Consider the following 15576-nt stretch of genomic DNA (forward strand, 5'->3'; position numbering starts at 1 on the left):
GTGCGGGTCTTTTTTTGCCTGCGATATCTATCTACCACCTTCGGTGCTCGGCCCGTCACTACCTTGCAACGCATCGCCCGCCGCCACTTTCGCGGTGCCTGCTGTTCTGACCAAGGATGTGACCATGCCAGAAACCCTCAACTCTCCCGCCGACCACAAGCTGCCGGATGATCAAGACGCCCTGCTCACCCAACTGATCGCCGGCCCCTCAATCAGGGAAGTCGCCACCCGCGCCCTGCAACCGGCACTGAAGACGCTATACCCCAAGTTACAGATCGACCCGCGACTGGCAATGGTGGTGACACCTGGCTGGACCTTGCGTGACCAGCGTGTCGTCCCCGGGCCGCGACACTTCGAATCGCTGACCGATGCGCTGGTGCGTCATGGCGTCGCCAACAAGCCAGTGACCTACCTGGATGGCGAGCACTACCTCACCTTGCATCCTGCGCACGAGACGCCGGTACAACTGCCCGTCAACATCGAGGCCATCGCCAGGCTGCTCAATGAACTGGCGCCGCTGCTGTTTGTTGCCTTCGAGGAACAACAGGTCGATTACTGGAACCAGTTCACCCGCGCCTCCGCCCCGCGCTGGCAGGGATTGTCCAGATCCCTGCGCGAACTGTGGAACGTCGGGACGAACCCGGCGTGGGACGACGACCAGCGCGCCATGGCTCAGAGTCTTTTCGACCATCCGCAAAAAACTGCCCGCAGTACCGATGATCGCTATCAGTCCCGCGCCTGCCTGATCGATCTGGACACCACGCGCGATGGTACTTCCAGTCACCTGCACGTCCTCGACATGGCCGTACTGATCGGCACGCTCGGCAGCCGCACGCTGATTCTCACCCACACCATCACTCGCGGTTTCCAGGCCTTCGATACCCTGCAGGAACTGGGTGCCTCACTGCAGAGCCAGACGGAGGGACCGCCGCCTGCAACCCTGCAATGGCGGCTGATCGAACCTGACGGTGACTACTTCGATCATCTGGCGTGCAATCTGATCGCCCTGCAGGCCGACGCGATTGGCGAGCTGGCAAACGAACCGGCGACAACCAACCTGACGCCCCACGTAAGCCGCGCGACCAACGAACTCGATCCCACGGACAAGCAGTCGTCTTCACGCTTCAACCTGGTCGAGCAAGCGTTGCCAGAGTGGATGGTCGACGCCTCGCCCAGCGACCTGACTGCCTACAGCCGTCATCTGATGGATCTGGCGCAGGTGCAAAGTCAGAACGCCGAGCAGTCCTTTGACGACGGCATCAAACCGATTCGCGAGTTCGCGCTGGAGCAACTGCAGGCGGCCCTGCTCAAGGAGCATCCCGAAGCCACTGAACTGAATCTGGCCGAGATTCGCATCGTGGTCGACAGCGTGGTGGTGTGGGGCAGTTTCACACCGTTGCTGGAGCCCGAACGCAGCACCTTCAGCCTGGTCGATCTGGCGTTGCAGAATCTGATTGCCTTGCCGCTGGGCAACAAGACCGTGAGCAGTATCGGTAGCACTGCGGTGCCGGCATGGATGACGGCCGATTATCTGGAGAGATTGATCGTCAGTGTCGACATCGGCCAGACCTATCCTGCGCTGATCAGGCAAAAACTGCGCGATGACCCGCTGGAAAGCCTGCGACGGCAGAACCTGTTCACCAGCCGGCTGCGTGTCGAATTGCCGTTACTGGCGTTGCAGCAGAAGATTCGCGCGCAGGGCGGGGTCGACGAGGCGGGCTATCGCTATGTCGCGGCCGTGGTTCAGTTGCTGGACGCCAATCGCCGGGTGGACGGTCAGGAGATCGTCATTCGACCGCTGGCCTTCAATCCCGCGTGGCGCCCGGGGACGACCACCGATGAAGTGGCCAACATGTTCGTGATCGGGCCCCGACAGATGGACAAGGGACCCTGCCTGCTGTACCGGCCGCTGTCCGATCACGCCTTGCTCCAGTACCCGTCGCCGGCCAACCTGGTGTACGCCATCAAGCATTCACCGACATTGCGTCAGGCGGTTCTCGCCTGGTTGCCGGACAGTGCGCGCGCCAACTATGCCAATTACGTGTTCTGCGATGATCGCCCCTCGGTATGGTCGCTCTCACAACTGCTCGCCGATCCACTGACTTCCTTGCAGATGAGCGGCACGCTGACCTTGGGAACAGCAGTCATCGCTACCGATTACCTGGCTGTTCTGTTCAAGGCCAACGTCAGTGCAATGGTCGAACTGGCGAATCGGCAATCGGTGTCCAATAGCGAAAGTCGCTGGGAAAGCTTCAAGCATGCGAGCTGGATGATCCTCAGCGCCGCACTGCCGTTTTTCGGTCGAACCGTCGGTACCGCCGCCTGGATCTGGCAAGTGCTGGACGATCTGCAACAAACCTTCGACGCCGCCGCCACAGGCGACACCGCGCAGCAGAAAACCGCGATGACCGATCTGTTGCTGACCCTGGCCATGGTGCTCGCCCATCACGCCAGCACCCGTAACGCGACGCCTCGGGACATCACTGAAAAGAAGCCGGTGACCGTCGAGACCGAGCCCAGGGAGCCGGCACCACCAACGCCGGTAAGCATCGTGCAACGCCCTGATGTGATCGGTGAGTATCCGGCGCAACACCAGACTTCGCTGATGACCGACACCGCCCTGAGCCTGACCCAAACCCTGGATCGGTTTGCCGTTACGCGCCCCGAAGCGCTCACCCCGACCGCCAGCGACGCCGGCCTTTATCGTCACCTTTATCGACATGCCAGCGGGTACTACGCACCCGTGGGTGAGCGCTGGTTCGAAGTAGCGGTCACCGACACCGGTGAGGTATCGATCATCAATTCGCAGCGACAGCCCGGACGTGCGGGTCCGGGGTTGATCCGCAATCGACGGGGCGAGTGGTTCGTCGACACTCGCCTGCGTCTGCGCGGTGGTGGTCTGTCGAGTCGGCGCAAGGCCAAACGACGGGAAAACAATGAACGCATCGCCGAACTCAAGAAACAACTGACCGAGTTCGATAACACGCGCGAGCAGGCCCGCACAGAGCTGACAGCCGCTCACACCGCCATGACCGCGGCCAGCGATGACACTCTGGTGGCGCAGCAGACCACGTTTCTTGCAGCACTTGAACGCCGCACCGGGGAATACGCGGCGCCCATCGACCAACTGAAATCGCTGAACCTGCTTGAGACCGTACCCCATTTCCGCACCGCCATGACCGAGATGCTCGGTACCCAGTTGTTCTTCAACCAGACATGGCTCACTCAACGTGACCCCCTCTTCGCCAGAACCCTCAAGGAAACCCTGGTGCTGCTCGAGGCCGAGGAAATGGCTGCAGGCACCGGTGACCCCGTCACCTACCGCAGAATGTACGATTTGACCGAGGACATGATCAGCAAGATCGAGTTTGCCCAGTCACGTTTTCAGGAGTTGAGCCGACTGGGCAAACGTGCCGCTGAAGTCGCCAATACCTATCGCGCAAAGCTGCCTGTGTTCAGTCTCAATGATCTCAAGGCGCTTCAGGTGTCGCTGGCTCGCGACATCTGCCTGCAAGAGCAGGCTTCGCCAGCGCTGACTCAGGCACAAGGCGATCTGGTACGCCTGCTCGACACAACCAACCTGGTGATTCAGACCTCCCAGGAACTGCTGCTTGACCACACCAGCCTGGGGGCCAACGAGCGGATCGAAGGCCTCAACGGCATGCTCGAACAGTTTGCCGCCATCGATCAGTCGTTCGAGGATTTCGCCCTCAACCACAAGGATGTGCTGCTCGACGAGCCCTTCAGCCATACGCGTAAACGAATCAACGAGTTTCAGCACCAGACCGAAGAGCACCTGGCGCAATTGCTCCTCGAACACCGGCCGGTGGAGCCTCGGCCCGGTCCTTCAAGGCCCGCGCCAGCCTCACGTAAACGGATTATCAAAACCCGCTTCAAGGGCACAGTGGTCGGCGAGTTGCGTTCCTCGGCGCCAGGGCAACCGGTCCTGCTGGACGTGAAAGCGCCCATGACCGGGAACGTCATCGCCACTTTTCACGAGAAAACGCCCGGTGTCTGGGTCGAACGCATTCAGCCCGGACGGCGCCGCCCGCCTGCTCCGGTAGCGGATCTCGCCACCCAGATCAGCCAGGGCCAGACGCTGCTCGATGGCGTGGAAAGCTTCATCCGGCAAACCGAAGCCCATGCCAAAAAACCCGGTCGGATTCCGGTGGAGATCGAAGAGCAGTTCCAGCGCAAGGCCGAACAGCTCGACGAAAGCGCGAAAAGCCTTGAACAGGCCCGGCTGCGGGCGAACAGCACCGAGGAGCCGCCAGCCCTGATCGGCCAATTGAACCAGGCGGGTGAACGCCTGTACGCCGAGGGCTACCGGATACGGGTCGAGATGACCAAGCAACAACCGCCAACCGCCGCCCGGGTCGAATGGTTATTGCACAAAAATGAGATCGACATTGTGTCTGGCGGTGCCCGGCGTCGCCTCAAAGGACCGCGCAGGGATTATCTGCAGGAGTACGAAATTCGCGAGCGGCGCACCGGCAAGACGTTGTGGTACGCGCACTTCCATTACAACAGCCCCGATGCACCGGCCGACGCCTTCACCGCCGCCCATTTGAAACTGCAGGAGCAACGGCGGATGGCCGGCGCCTTCGACCTGGACTCAACCACCAGCAGCCCGCAAATCATCGCTATCTATCGCAGCGCGATCGGCCCGCAGCTGGCGCGTTCGCTGTTTTTCTCATAAGCCCCAAACGTCAAAAAGGACAATGACAATGACTGAGCATTCAGCGAACACCGAAACCCATGCATTGCTGCAAAAGAGCCAGATCGTCCATCAGACCAGTCGCGGGCCCACAGTCGATGAAGTCGCCAGCGCAGTGCTGCGCCAGGCGCTCGAAGCGCTGTATCCACAACGCAAGATCGATCCCGAGCAGGCCATGATCGGCACGCCACAATGGCAATGGCTGAACGCGGAACGAGTGGCCCTGCCGACCCGATTTGAATCACTGACAGAGGCACTCGTCCGGCAATTTTTCAACGGCTCCAGCGCCAACTATCTGGAGGGTGAACACTTTCTGACCTTGAACCACCAGGCCACGCCAGTGGTGCATATGGATGTCGATATCGAGGCCATTGCCGATCTGCTCAACGATTATTCGCCCCTGTTGTTTGTCGCCTTCGCCGAGCGACAGCTGGATTACTGGAACAGCACCCGACGCCAATTGCCGCGCTGGCAAGAACTCTCCGATGCCCTGCGCGAAGCCCTGAACGTCCATCACGCCGAGGGCTGGGACGATGAACAGTGCCTGGTCGCCCGGGCGATTTCGCGGCGCCCGGACAAACAGGAGCGCCAGCGTCACGACATAACACTGTCGGACATCCGCGTGTGCCTGATCGACATCGACTCGGTCGATGCTCAAGGCGCTGCCCGGCACCTGATTCTGGGCGGCGCCGTGGTGATTTTCGGACGCTATGGCCTGCGCGATCTGGTCATGATGTACACCGTGGAAGATGGTTACGAGACATTCGACTCTCTGCAGCAACTGGGTGAATCACTGCCGCAGCGTATCGAACTGTTGCCGGCCGGACAGAATCTGCAGTGGCAGTTGTTCGAACCCGAGGGCAATTTTTTCGACCACATGGCCTGGGTCCTGATTGCCAACCAGCTCGATGCCATCCGGGCAATCACCCGACAAAGTCTCGACGAGGAAAGCGAGGACGGCTCCTCCCTTCTGCCCCTGATCGAGCAAGCCAGCGAACCGCAGAAAAACACCCTCATCGACCTCGATGATTCGATACCCGACTGGTTGCTCGACGCTTCGGCTTCCGAGCTCGATCAATACAGCCAATCGATCAATGCGCTGGGCCAGTTGTACCGGCAGGCAGACAAGGCGCTGTTGCCAATCCCGCCGATCGATACCTATGCACGCAATTGCATGCGTGAGGCGATCATTGCCGATCAGCCATCGGCGGCCAGGCTGCCTTTGGACAAATTGCAAATCCGCATCACCAACAGCTTCGAATCGGGAGGCGTGACACTGCCCGATCCGCATGACACCCATATCGAAACCCTGGGCGAGTACGCCTTGCAAAACCGCACGCCGTATCTGGCGACTCTGCAATTCGACCCGCCACAAGCGCTGCCGCAGTGGCTGACTGTCGCCTACCTGACGAAGATGGCAAACAAGATCGACATGGGTGAGGTATACCCCGGCTTGATCAGGGACAGGCTGATCAACGATCCGCTGCAGGCCCCCCTGCAGCAGCGTTTTTACCTCCGCCAGTTGCACGCACTGCTGCCGCTGATTGCACTGGAATCCAAGCTGCGTCGCCTCGGCGGCGTGGATGAGCAGGGTTATCGCTGTGTCCAGGAGTGGCTCAAACCGATACCCGGTCATCCACACACTGTGGTCATTCGCCCGCTGACGTTTATCCATGCCGGGGAGACTGTTGGCGATGTTGTCACCAACATGTTCATCATTGCCCCGCGTCTGCCTGGAGCCGGGCCATGCCTGCTGTATCGTCCGTTGCTTGAGCAGCCATTGCTGCAATTCCCCTCAACGCAAAACCTGCTGTACGCCGTCCATCAGCCAGGCGAACTGAGAGATTCGGTGCTGGCGTGGCTGGCGGATTCCCAAACCAGCTTCAAATATGCCCAATACACCTTCCCCATCGGTCTGCCCAGTCCGTGGCTGGGCGCGCAATTGCTCGCCGAGCCCTGGACCAGCGTCAAGTGGGCCGGGCCGGTCGGGCTTGCCTCCACGGCGCTGACTGGCGACGTGTTCCCGGTGCTGTTCAAGACCCATGCACTGGCGATGGCCGAACTCGCTGACCAACAGTCGTTGTCCAATGCGCAACGCCGCTGGGCCTTGCTGCGAGACAGCGGGTGGGCGTTGTTCAACGTTGCCGCGAACTTTCTCTGCGGCCCGGCAGGCGCGGCGATCTGGGTCTGGCAAAGCATCAGCGAAATCGATCAGGTCGTGGATGCCCACAACCGTGGCGATACCCACGCCCAGTGGAGCGCGGTTGCCGATATGTTGCTGAACCTGGGCATGATCCTGGCCCATCATGCGGCCACCCAACGCACAACCGGCCCCCGCACAGCGTTACGCAGCGAAGGCGCAAGCGATATCGAAAGCGAAGGACTGCCCCGGATCCAGACCGCCCCTGCACAAGCGCCTGTCCCGCCCACGGTTACACACGTCACCACGCTGCTGAAGGACCAACTCCCGGCCAGCCATTACTCCTCGCTTGAAGCCTACGGCTCGGTGCCCCGGCGTTCGCCCGGTGCCTTGGCAACGTTTCTGAATACTCTGGCCGTGCCGGCTCCCGACCTCACGGCAGCCGCGGTGGAAACCCTGCTGCGCGGCAAGGCGACCTTGTATCGCCTCGCTAACAGCACCTATGCGCAGGCGGGCGACCGCTGGTTCCGCGTGATTGAAAACGATGACCAGCAAGTGCAAATCGTTGATCCGCAGACACCGTCAAAAACCGGTCCGCTGCTGATTCACAATCAGCAAGGCCAATGGTTCGTGGATACCCGACTGCGTCTGCGCGGTGGCGCCGGGGGCACCAGCCTGCAAAGTCAGCTCAAGGCCCAGCGCAAGGAAAAAGAAATCCAGAGGAACCAGCTCGGTGCGGCTCTGGAGGCATTCAGAAGTCAGGAAGCCGTCGGCAACGCTGCTCTGGAACAAGCCCAGTCAGCCATGCTTGGCGCCTCCGGACAAGCCCACGAAGAGGCGACCCGGCGTTACCTTGACCAAGTCGAAAAGCTGATCGGGGATTACGACGAGGCCTTGAAAATACTCGGCCAATGGCGCCTCAAAGGGGGGAGCGATGGCTATTTCGTCGAATTGCAGCGCATGACCACTTTGCTGCAAAAAAACCTCAGCCTCTGGTTCGTTCTCAAACGCAACGCTTACGCAGTATTGACCCGTAAATTGGCTCAACACACGGTCATCGATACACCGCAAGCGCTGCAAAGTTACAACGAGGAACTGCACCAGGCTCTGGCTTTGAGCCAGGACATGATCGCCCGCCTGCAGCTGTCCCGTACCTCCTTGGAAACTCTCGACACCATCGGCAGTGCAGGCATGACCACCGCGCAACGCTTGCGCCAACTGCTCCCGGCGTTTAACCAGTGGGACCTGAAATCCAATGCCATCGGCATGTCTCACGAGTTGTGCATGCAGGAAACTGCCACCGAAGCGGCGCGGGAAGCCACCGGTTGGCTGATAATCGAAGCCGCCACCGCCACACACCGCCATGCCGCCCTGATCAGGAAACCCGACAACGGCGACAGCACTGCGCTGCGCATTGATCGTCTGAGCCGACTGATTGATGTCTATGTCGATGCCGATCAGCGTCTGGGGGACTTGCCAGGCGAATACCCGGGCATGGTGGTTGCGGCGGAACTGACACGGATGAGGAGCTTGCTCGGCGAATTCAGACAACTGGCGCAGGAGCAACTGAGCGAACTGCTGCCGGAAACCGGAGCCCGCAGCACGCCGGCCACACCGGGCCCCTCTGTCGCAGGACCGTCCCGACCGGTTGGCAAGGTCACCAAGAGCCGGCCTCGTGACCCTGCGCCCGCCAGACCCGCAGCCGCCAGCGAATCACCTCTGGAAGAAATGCTTCCCGTCAGACCCTCCGCCTCCCCGACGACGCAGGTGGGCGACATCGAGTTCATTGCCGATGCCCTGACCCAGAATGAGCGAGTGCAGGCGTTCATTGACCGGACCCGGCGTGACGCTCTGAGGCCCAACCGCATACCGGCAGACATGCAGGATCTGTTCGATCAGCAGGCTCGGCGACTGGAACAGATTGCTGTCAGCGTCGAACAGGCGCAGGCCCGCATTGTCGCCTCCGGCGGCACGCGGTTGCCGGTGGGCAACTTGAGTGCGGAACTCAACAGTGCTGCGGTCCGGTTACGCGCTCAAGGCATCGCCGTGCGCGCCAGTCTGCTCAAGGATCGCCAGCCTCGACAAGCCTATTTGCACTGGTTGCTGGACAATCAACAGGTCCGGATCGTCAGGAACGCCCTGGGCCGGATCAAGACCAAAAAGCGCCAGGATTATTTTCAGGAGTATCAGATACTCGACAGTACCCAGCATGATCAGCCGTTATGGCTCGCGCATTTTCACTACGACTCGCCCGAAGCCGCGCCGGAACAATTCACCGCGGCGCACTTGAAAGTCGCCGATGCGCATTTGAAGACCCTCAGCGCAGAGCGTCGAGAAGCCCTGACAAACCTGACGCCAATTGATTACGTGCTGCGCCGGATTGGCGATCCGAGCCTGTTCCTGCAACTCGAAGCACAACCGTGATACCGCTGTCGGGCGCATTGATCTGCGCCCGCTTCAGAGGGTGTGCCACACGGTTCGCAAACGCTCGAGCGCCGCTTCGATTGCGCGCTCAGGCACCGCGGCAAAGCCCAGCACCAGTCCGGCGCGCTGGTCGACCGGGGTCGTGGAATCAGGCAGCCAATAACTGCTCAGACCATTGATCTCGACGTCGACGCTACGCGCCAGTTCGATCAGTTGGCTTTCACGCGCCACACTGGCGACCGGCACGGTCAGGTGCAGCCCGGCGGCAACGCCGGGCAACTGGCCGACGCCCGCAATATTCTGCGGCCAGCCGCCGAGCAAGACATTGCGTCGGCTCAGCGCCGCGCGGCGCATGCGTCGGATGTGCCGCTGGAAATGCCCGGCGGCCATGAACTCGGCCATCACCGCCTGGGTACTGACTTCGGAGTGACGCACATCCACCGCACGCCTTTGCGCAAATGCCTCCACCAACCCCGGCGGCAACACCAGATACCCCAGGCGCAACGCCGGGAACGCGACCTTGCCGAACGTGCCGACATACAGCACTCGTCCCTGTCGATCGAGGGCGGCCAATGGCGCCAGCGGCGCGCCGCTGTAACGATACTCGCCATCGTAATCATCCTCGACGATCCAGCCCTGCGTGCGCTCGGCCCACGCCAGCAATTCGAGGCGACGGGCCAGACTCATTACCACCCCCGTGGGGTACTGGTGGGATGGCGTGACATAGGTCAGGCGACAATCGGTCAGTCCTGCCAGTTGCTGGCAGTCGATTCCCTCGCTGTCCACCGCCACCCCGTGCAACCGGGCACCGGCCACGGCGAAGGCATGACCGGCCGCTCGATACCCGGGATTTTCAATCGCTACGCCGTCGCCCGGCGCTACCAGCAACTGTGCACAAAGGCTTATGCCCTGCTGTGCGCCACTGGTGATCACAATTTGCTCAGCCGTGCACTGCATGCCCCGTGAGCTGCGCAAATAGGCCGCGATCATCCCGCGCAACCGCGCATCGCCCGCCGGATCGCCATAACACAACTGCTGCAAATCCGGCTTGCGCCAGAAAGCCGCGTTCAGCTTGGCCCAGACGTCAAACGGGAACAGATCGAAGGCTGGAACGCCGACCCGAAAAGCACGCGGCGGACCACTGGGGGGAAGGGCCAGATGATTGTTTTCAACCCGCCGCAATGCGTCGCTGTGGATAACTTTACTGGATGGAACCACAGGTAAATCCAGCCAATTTGTGGATAAGGCTGTGGGTAAGCCTGTTGAAAACCCTGTGGATACTTTTGTGGATAGTTTTTTTGTGGGCAATGCGCTTTGCGGCAACTGGGCGACATACGTGCCGTCCCCGACCCGGCCTTCGATGAAGCCTTCGGCGTACAGCTGATCGTAGGCGCGCACCACGCTGTTGCGGGAAATCGCCAACGCTGTCGCCAGATCACGGCTGGCCGGCAGCCGTGTGCCACTGGCCAGACGCCCGTCCAGCACGCGCAGACGTAGCGCCTGATAGAGCTGACGGCTCAAACCCTGACGGCGGTCGAGCTCGATACCGGCCGGATTAAACGGCATGGACAGCGTGGGCGATTCGGGCATGACAATGGACCTATGAAATTGGTCATCAATGGCTCTTACAACAGACCATTAGCCTGCCTAGGATGCAGGCATTCGCCAAGGAAAATCTCTCCATGTACACGCCCCGCGCCTTTGCCATCGACGAACTGTCGCAACTGCACGAACTGATCCTCGCCACCCGTCTTGCGATTCTGGTGAGCCACGGTGAAAACGGCCTTCAAGCCAGCCACGTGCCAGTGCTGCTGCACCGCGAACAGGGTCCGAACGGCACGCTGTACGGGCACCTGGCCAAAGCCAATCCGCAGTGGAAAGACCTGCGTGACGGCGCTGAAGCGATGCTGATATTTGCCGGCCCCGACGCCTACGTCAGCCCGGGGTTTTACCCAAGCAAGACTGAGCACGGCAAAGTCGTGCCGACCTGGAACTACGTCGCCGTGCACGCCTACGGTCACGCCGAAACCTTCAGCGACGGCGGGCGCCTGCTCGACATCGTCAGCACGCTGACTGATCGCCATGAAGCCGGTCGCGCACAACCGTGGAAGGTCGACGATGCGCCGGCCGACTACATCGACGGCATGCTCAAGGCCATCGTCGGTTTCGCTATTCCCATCGACCGCCTCGAAGGCAAGCGCAAGCTCAGCCAGAACCGCAGCGCCGAAGACATTGCCGGCGTGCGCGAAGGCCTGGCTGCCAGCCCCGACATCGCCGACCGAACCCTCGCCCACTTGATGCGTTAAGGAAATCAGCATGAGTCAGATCCAGATCCGCCCGGTGACCGCCGGTGATCACGCCGCCTGGTTGCCGTTGTGGCAGGCCTACCTGCGCTTTTACAACAGCGAGTTGCCGGAAGCTGTCACGCACAGTACCTGGCAGCGTTTCCTCGACCCGAGTGAGCCGACTCACGCCGCCCTCGCCTGGGCTGACGGTAAAGCAGTGGGCATGGTGCATTTCATTTATCACCGCTCCAATTGGAGCATCGAAAACTCCTGCTACTTGCAGGATCTGTTGGTGGCACCGGAGACTCGTGGCACCGGCGTCGGTCGCTTGCTGATCGAACACGTCTACGCCACTGCCAAGGCCGACGGTTGCTGCAAAGTGCATTGGCTGACCCACGAAACCAATGCCACCGCGATTCAGCTCTACGAGCGCATCGCCGAGCGCCCGGGATTCATCCAGTTTCGCAAAGCCATTTAAGGAGCCGCGTACATGACCACTGCACTTGCCGACTGGAAAGGCGTCCCCGCCCCCACCGCCACCTTGCTCGAAGGCCGCTTCATCCGCCTGGAACGCCTCGACCCGGCGCGCCACGGCGACGAGTTGTTCAACGCCCTCGAAGGCCCCGGCGCCGACCCGAAGCTGTGGGATTACTTGCCCTATGGGCCGTTCCCCGAGCGCAGCGTTTTCAATGACTGGTTGAACAACCATGCGGCCAGCAGCGATCCGTATTTCTTCAGCGTGATTGACCGCGTCACGGGCGAGGTGCAAGGCATTCTGAGCCTGATGTCGATCGTCCCGGCGCAGGGGCGCATCGAGATCGGCCACGTCACCTTCGGTGCGCCGATGCAACGTTCACCGAAGAGTACCGAAGCGGTTTACCTGTTGGCCAAATACGCCTTCGAACAGGGCTATCGTCGCCTGGAGTGGAAGTGCAACAACGGCAACGCCCGCTCCAAATACGCCGCCGAACGTCTGGGTTTCAGCTTCGAAGGCGTGTTCCGTCAGCACATGGTGGTCAAGGGCCAGAACCGCGATACCGCGTGGTATTCGATTGTGGATTCGGAGTGGCCGGCGATTGCGGCAGGGTTCGAGCAGTGGTTGAGCGATGCCAACCAGACGCCGACCGGGCAGCTCAAAGGGTTGGTCGAGTGCCGTAGTTAAATCGTCAAAGCAAAAGATCGCAGCCTGCGGCAGCTCCTACAGGGTGAACGTCAATCCCATGTAGGAGCTGCCGCAGGCTGCGATCTTTTGATCTGGTGTTTACCCCAGTTTCTGCGCCAGCACCGCGATGTGTTCCGGGCCGATCCCGCAGCAACCGCCCAAATGGCTGGCACCGCGCTGCTGCCAATCCTGCGCCCAGTGCAAATACCCCGGCGGATCCAGATCGTCGCGCAATGGGTCGAGGCCGTCGTTGGCCGTTGCCTCTTTGGGTTGCGGTGGGAACGCATTGGCATACGCGCCGATGTGAATCTGCACACCCAGACGCTCGAAGGTATCGCGCGCCGCATCAATCGCCGCACCGATCACTTCCGGCTGGCTGCAGTTGAACAGCAGCGTCTCGACGCCCAATTCCGCCGCCACCGCCGCTGCTTCGGCCACCGGTTCGCCGGAACGCAGACGCGGCACCTCGTCGGTGTCTTCATCCTTCAAAGTAAATGACAGCCAGAACGGTTTGCCGTCCTGCGGCAGACCGGCGCGAATGGAACGCGCCTCGATGATCGAGCTCTGGGTTTCCGCCAGCCACAGGTCGACATGTGGCGCCAGCCCGGTCACCAGTGGCGTCAGCAATTCGTTCACCCGCGCCGCTTCGAACAGGTCCGGGCGATAGGAACCGAACAGCGGTGGCAACGAACCGGCCACCCGCACCGCTTTGCCCGACGCCTGCACCGCACGCTGCGCCAGCTCTCCGGCCAACGCCGCGAGTGCCTGACCCTCAGCGGCAAACCGCGCCTCGCCGATGTGAAACGGCACGACCGCATAACTGTTGCTGGTGATCACATTGGCGCCGCTGGCGATGTAGGCGGCGTGCACCGCTTCGACCGCTTGCGGCGCTTCGATCAGGGCCAGCGCCGACCACTCGGGCTGCCGAAACGGCGCCCCGGCGCGTTGCAACTCACGGCCCATGCCGCCATCGAGAATTACCGTGCTTGCTGTGCCCATATGCTTTTCGCTCATATGCTTATGAAAATTACTCACTACCAGAGTAGTTCTTATAACTATTTAATACGCACCATTCGGTTAATAACAACCCCTTTTTTTCAGGTGTCGACTGTGAAACTTCAACCGCTACTGGCCCTGGGCCTGACGATTCTGGCCGCGTCCACTCAAGCCTTCGGCGGCGCCACACTCGATCGCGTCGAACAGAAAAAACAACTGGTCGGCGTGCTGATGGAAAGCTACCCACCCTTCTCGTTTCTCAATGAGCAGAATCAGCTCGACGGCTTCGACGTGGACGTCGCCAAAGCCGTTGCGGACAAGCTGGGGGTCAAGCTGCGCCTCGAAACACCATCCTGGGACGTCATTGCGGCCGGCCGCTGGAGCGGGCGCTATGACATCTGCATCTGCTCCATGACTCCGAGCAAGGCGCGCGCCGAAGTGTTCGATTTCCCGGTCGAGTACTACGCCTCGCCTGCCGTGATCGTGGTCAACGCCAAGGACGATCGCATCCACGGCGCCAAGGACCTGAGCGGCAAGAAAGTCGGCCTGACCAGCGCCAGCAGCTACGAAAGTTATCTGAACAAGAATCTGGTCATCGAAGGCGCCGAAGACACGCGCCTGGAGTACCCGTTCGAGGATGTGCAGATCGCTCCGTACGATACCGACAACGTCGCCTTCCAGGATCTGGGCCTGGGCGCCGGTGTGCGCCTGGATGCCATCCTCACCAACTTGGTGACCGCGCAGCCGCGCCTGAATCAGGATCAGCGTTTCAAACTGGCGGGCGCGCCGCTGTACTCGGAACCTAACTCGGTGGCCATCGAAAAGGGTGATGCCGAGTGGGACGCCAAAGTGCGCGAGGTGTTCGCGCAACTCAAGCAGGACGGCACGCTGAGCAAGCTGTCGCAGAAATGGATCGGCGCCGATATCAGCCAATGACTGCCTTCCCGACACCTCCACAGCCGCCGCAACCGGTGGCTGAATCGCGCCTGCAACGGCTGTTCGGTTTCCGCACGCGCCTGTACCTGACCTGGGCGGCGATGTTCAGCCTGTTCGCCGGGTTTTTCCTCAGCTTCGATCTGAAGCTCTCGATCATCCTCGACAAGCTGCCGAATCTGCTCGGCGTGCACCTGGCGCCCAACGGCTTTCTGCAGGGCGCGGCACTGACCCTGTTTCTCTGCGCCTGCGCGATCGTCGCCTCATCCTTGCTGGGCTTCGTCACCGCTCTGGCGCGTCTGTCGAAAAGCGCCGTGGCGTTCGGGATCGCCAGTTTCTACACCTCGTTCTTTCGCGGCACGCCGCTGCTGATCCAGATCCTGTTGATCTACCTCGGCCTGCCGCAACTGGGCGTGGTGCCCGGCGCGGTGGTGGCGGGGATCATTGCCCTGTCACTCAACTACGGCGCCTACCTCAGCGAGATTTTCCGCGCCGGCATCCTCGGCGTGCCCTACGGCCAACGCGAAGCTTCGCTGGCGCTGGGCATGCGCGAGAGCGTGATCTTCTGGCGCATCACCCTGCCCCAGGCGATGCGCACGATTATTCCGCCGACCACCAACCAGTTCATCTCGATGCTCAAGGATTCGTCACTGATCTCGGTGATGGGCGTCTGGGAAGTGATGTTTCTGGCGCAGTCCTACGGACGCTCGAGCTACCGCTATATCGAGATGTTGACCACGGCGGCGATCATTTACTGGCTGATGTCGATCGGTCTGGAGCTGATCCAGGCGCGCATGGAGCGGCATTACGGCAAGGCTTATGTGCGGCGTAGCTGAGCGGATCCGCCGACAGACTTCCACCACGGGCGGATCGAGCAGTGGCAGATGAATTTCTGATCATTACAAGCGGCTAATGGCAC

General features: G+C 61.3%; 9 protein-coding genes. 7 read left to right on the forward strand and 2 right to left on the reverse strand.

The features are described 5' to 3' along the window. Positions 1-124 precede the first annotated feature (124 nt). Both J1G18_RS02625 and J1G18_RS02630 read left to right on the forward strand, forming a co-directional pair. On the forward strand, positions 125-4699 hold the full coding sequence (locus J1G18_RS02625) for a hypothetical protein (RefSeq protein WP_223007045.1): 4575 nt from the start codon (positions 125-127) through the stop codon (positions 4697-4699). Between the two features lie 28 nt (positions 4700-4727). Continuing rightward, positions 4728-9281, forward strand: coding sequence for a hypothetical protein (locus J1G18_RS02630; protein WP_223007046.1), 4554 nt, complete (start codon positions 4728-4730; stop codon positions 9279-9281). Positions 9282-9314: 33 nt separating this feature from the next. Here the strand turns inward: J1G18_RS02630 and J1G18_RS02635 are convergent, their stop codons facing one another. Further along, entirely contained in the window at positions 9315-10871 is a 1557-nt protein-coding gene (locus J1G18_RS02635) for a PLP-dependent aminotransferase family protein (RefSeq protein ID WP_223007047.1), read from the reverse strand. A 92-nt stretch (positions 10872-10963) separates the two neighbouring features. Here J1G18_RS02635 and J1G18_RS02640 point away from each other — a divergent pair, with 92 nt between their 5' ends. Genes J1G18_RS02640 through J1G18_RS02650 form a run of 3 tightly spaced genes read left to right on the forward strand, consistent with a single transcriptional unit; the run spans position 10964 to position 12728 of the window. Continuing rightward, complete coding sequence (locus J1G18_RS02640; RefSeq protein WP_098966347.1) at positions 10964-11587, forward strand: FMN-binding negative transcriptional regulator; 624 nt, start codon at positions 10964-10966, stop codon at positions 11585-11587. Between the two features lie 10 nt (positions 11588-11597). Then, positions 11598-12044, forward strand: a complete 447-nt coding sequence (locus tag J1G18_RS02645) for a GNAT family N-acetyltransferase (RefSeq protein ID WP_139055080.1) — start codon at positions 11598-11600, stop codon at positions 12042-12044. A gap of 12 nt (positions 12045-12056) precedes the next feature. Continuing rightward, positions 12057-12728, forward strand: coding sequence for a GNAT family N-acetyltransferase (locus tag J1G18_RS02650; RefSeq protein WP_098966349.1), 672 nt, complete (start codon positions 12057-12059; stop codon positions 12726-12728). A gap of 99 nt (positions 12729-12827) precedes the next feature. On the opposite strand, the gene J1G18_RS02655 is transcribed toward J1G18_RS02650, so the two are convergent. Beyond that, entirely contained in the window at positions 12828-13727 is a 900-nt protein-coding gene (locus J1G18_RS02655) for a homocysteine S-methyltransferase family protein (protein ID WP_134785028.1), read from the reverse strand. 111 nt (positions 13728-13838) lie between these two features. Here J1G18_RS02655 and J1G18_RS02660 point away from each other — a divergent pair, with 111 nt between their 5' ends. Then, positions 13839-14660 (forward strand): ABC transporter substrate-binding protein, encoded by an 822-nt coding sequence (locus tag J1G18_RS02660; protein ID WP_027610350.1) that lies wholly within the window; start codon positions 13839-13841, stop codon positions 14658-14660. Beyond that, a complete protein-coding gene (locus tag J1G18_RS02665) occupies positions 14657-15493 on the forward strand; it encodes an amino acid ABC transporter permease (protein WP_003229672.1) in 837 nt (278 codons plus the stop codon). The genes J1G18_RS02660 and J1G18_RS02665 overlap by 4 nt, the downstream gene beginning before the upstream one ends. The last annotated feature ends 83 nt before the right edge of the window (positions 15494-15576 follow it).

Source organism: Pseudomonas sp. MIS38, assembly GCF_019891575.1.
In the GTDB taxonomy this organism is placed as follows: Bacteria; Pseudomonadota; Gammaproteobacteria; order Pseudomonadales; family Pseudomonadaceae; genus Aquipseudomonas; species Aquipseudomonas putida_A.

Bases quoted from the DNA above. Each gene is read 5' to 3' on its own strand.
- J1G18_RS02645 (WP_139055080.1), top strand. From the start codon at position 11,598: ATGAGTCAGATCCAGATCCGCCCGGTGACCGCCGGTGATCACGCCGCC.
- J1G18_RS02625 (WP_223007045.1), top strand. From the start codon at position 125: ATGCCAGAAACCCTCAACTCTCCCGCCGACCACAAGCTGCCGGATGAT.
- J1G18_RS02640 (WP_098966347.1), top strand. From the start codon at position 10,964: ATGTACACGCCCCGCGCCTTTGCCATCGACGAACTGTCGCAACTGCAC.
- J1G18_RS02635 (WP_223007047.1), bottom strand. From the start codon at position 10,871: ATGCCCGAATCGCCCACGCTGTCCATGCCGTTTAATCCGGCCGGTATC.
- J1G18_RS02665 (WP_003229672.1), top strand. From the start codon at position 14,657: ATGACTGCCTTCCCGACACCTCCACAGCCGCCGCAACCGGTGGCTGAA.
- J1G18_RS02650 (WP_098966349.1), top strand. From the start codon at position 12,057: ATGACCACTGCACTTGCCGACTGGAAAGGCGTCCCCGCCCCCACCGCC.
- J1G18_RS02655 (WP_134785028.1), bottom strand. From the start codon at position 13,727: ATGGGCACAGCAAGCACGGTAATTCTCGATGGCGGCATGGGCCGTGAG.
- J1G18_RS02630 (WP_223007046.1), top strand. From the start codon at position 4,728: ATGACTGAGCATTCAGCGAACACCGAAACCCATGCATTGCTGCAAAAG.